At 71.3% G+C, this 2220-nt stretch carries 3 protein-coding genes; all 3 read right to left on the bottom strand.

Going from position 1 to position 2220, the window contains the following annotated elements; all coding sequences use genetic code 11:
- On the bottom strand, window positions 1-1268 hold a 1268-nt coding region (locus tag AC27VN_RS39475), incomplete at its 3' end, for an MFS transporter (RefSeq protein ID WP_490880215.1).
- Window positions 1265-1621, bottom strand: a complete 357-nt coding sequence (locus AC27VN_RS39470; RefSeq protein WP_261216487.1) for a YciI family protein — start codon at window positions 1619-1621, stop codon at window positions 1265-1267. The genes AC27VN_RS39470 and AC27VN_RS39475, both read right to left, overlap by 4 nt.
- A complete protein-coding gene (locus AC27VN_RS39465) occupies window positions 1618-1989 on the bottom strand; it encodes a YciI family protein (protein WP_093355834.1) in 372 nt (123 codons plus the stop codon). Before AC27VN_RS39465 ends, AC27VN_RS39470 begins: the two co-directional genes overlap by 4 nt.
- Window positions 1990-2220: the final 231 nt, after the last annotated feature.

Here is a 2220-nt window from a genome sequence, read left to right as displayed (position 1 = left end):
TAGACCGCCGCGCCCACGCTGCCGAGGATGGCGATGCCCAGCGCGCCGCCGAATTCGGAACTGGTTTCCGAAATCGCCGAGGCCACGCCCGCGCGCTCGGCCGGCGCGCTGCCCACCACCAGGTCGGTCGACAGCGTGAACACCACCGCCAGCCCGAGCGAGGACACGACCATGCTGCCCACCAGCAACGCCAGGCCGCCCTGCACCGGCAGCGCGACCAGCAGCGCGAAGCCCAGTGCCGCGACCACGAGTCCGCCCGTCATCGCATGCGCCGGCCGCACGCGCCGCGTGAGCGCGGGCGCCGCCATCGATCCGACGATGAAGGCGCCCGCGCTGGGCACGCTCCACAGGCCGGCCTGCAGCGGCGACAGCCCGAGCACCATCTGCAGGTACTGGGCCTCGTAGAGGAACAGCCCGAACATCACGAAGCACGACAGCATGTAGGCGCCCAGCGCCACGCTGAAGGCCGGCGCGCGGAACAGCCGCAGGTCAATCATCGGATCGGCCAGCCGGCGCTGGCGCCGCACGAACAGCCAGCCGATGGCCAGCCCCACCGCGATGGCGGCGAGCGACAGCGCGCTCGCGCCGTGCTCGGCCGTCTGCTTCACGCCGTAGATGGCGGGCAGCACCGCGCCCAGCGACAGCGCCACGCTCGCGAGGTCGAGCCGCGCGGCCTCGGGGTCGCGGTACTCGGGCAGCAGCACGGGGCCGAGCACCAGCAGCAGCACCATCACCGGCACGCCGACCAGGAACACCGAGCCCCACCAGAAGTATTCGAGCAGCACGCCGCCGACCACCGGGCCGATGACCGCGCCCGCCGAGAAGCTCGAGATCCAGACCCCGATGGCCAGCGTGCGCTGACCGGGATCGAGGAACATGTTGCGGATCAGCGAGAGCGTGGACGGCGCCAGCGTCGCGCCGGCTACGCCGAGCAGCGCGCGGGTGGCGATCAGCATGTTGGCGCTGTTCGAGAAGGCCGCCAGCACCGAGGCCAGGCCGAAGGCCACGGCGCCGATCAGCAGCAGCCGGCGCCGCCCGATGCGGTCGCCCAGCGTGCCCATGGTGACCAGCAGGCCCGCGACCAGGAAGCCGTAGATGTCGACGATCCACAGCAGCTGCGCCGCCGTGGGCTTGAGTGCCTCGCTGATCGCGGGGATCGCGAGGTTCAGCACCGTGAGGTCCATCGAATAGAGCATGCACGGCAGCGCGATGACGGCCAGGCCGGTCCATTCGCGCACCGTGGCGCGCGGCGGCGCGGCGCCGCTCATCGAGGGCCCTCGGGGCCGGGGCCGAACGAGAGGATCGGCCGCAGCTCGATGCTGCCGTTGCGCGCGGACGGGATGCCGGCCGCGATCCGCAGCGCCTCCTCCTCGCTGCCGGCCTCGACAAGGTAGAAGCCGCCGAGCTGTTCGCTGGTCTCGGCGAAGGGGCCGTCGGTCACGGACAGCCGGCCGCGGCGCATGCGCACGGTGGTGGCGGTCTCGGCCGGCTGCAGGGCCTCGGCCTCGACCAGCTGGCCGCGCGCGCGCAATTGCGCGTCGTAGTCGATGTGTTCCTGGATGTAGTGCGCCATGTCGAGCGGCGGAGCCTCGGTTTCGTAGATCAGGCAAAGGTACTTCATGCGGCATTCCCCTCGGCGGCGTCCATGCTCTGGATCGGACGGACTTCGATGCTGCCGTGGCGCGCCATCGGGATGTGGCCCGCGAGCTGGATCGCGACGTTGAGGTCGCGCGCCTCGATCAGGATGAAGCCGCAGAGCTGCTCGCGCACCTCCGCGAACGGCCCGTCGACGTGCGAGGCCTTGCCGTCGCGCACGCGCACGACCTTGGCGGACCTGGCGCTCGCCAGCACGTCGGCGGCGATGAAGTGGCCGTTCTTCTCGAGCTCGCGGTCGTAGGCCATCGAGTCTTCGTCGAGCGCGCGCCGCTCGTCGGGCGACAGGGTGGCGAACAGGGCCGGGTCGCAGTGGACGAGGCAGAGGTATTTCATGCGGAATCTCCTTTCGGATGGAATGAGGACACCACTGGTCGATCGGCGAGGCGCCGGATCGACATGCGGTCGCGACGAAGTGCAACTATTTTTCTAGTCGGGCAAGGACGCCAGTTGCCGCGCGAGGAACTGCCGTTCGGGCTGCTGCCGGGCCAGCGCGAGCGCGCGCTCGTAGGCGTCGCGCGCCTCGCCGAGCCGGCCGAGGCGGCGGCACAGCTCGGCCCGCGCGCC

The organism is Variovorax sp. 20P10.2.4 (assembly GCF_058244205.1).
The sequence above is the reverse complement of the archived record's forward strand: the minus strand, read 5'-3'. Positions and strand labels throughout refer to the sequence as shown.

Coding starts and splice junctions, on each gene's coding strand:
- AC27VN_RS39470 (WP_261216487.1), bottom strand. CDS start 1,621: ATGAAGTACCTTTGCCTGATCTACGAAACCGAGGCTCCGCCGCTCGAC.
- AC27VN_RS39465 (WP_093355834.1), bottom strand. CDS start 1,989: ATGAAATACCTCTGCCTCGTCCACTGCGACCCGGCCCTGTTCGCCACC.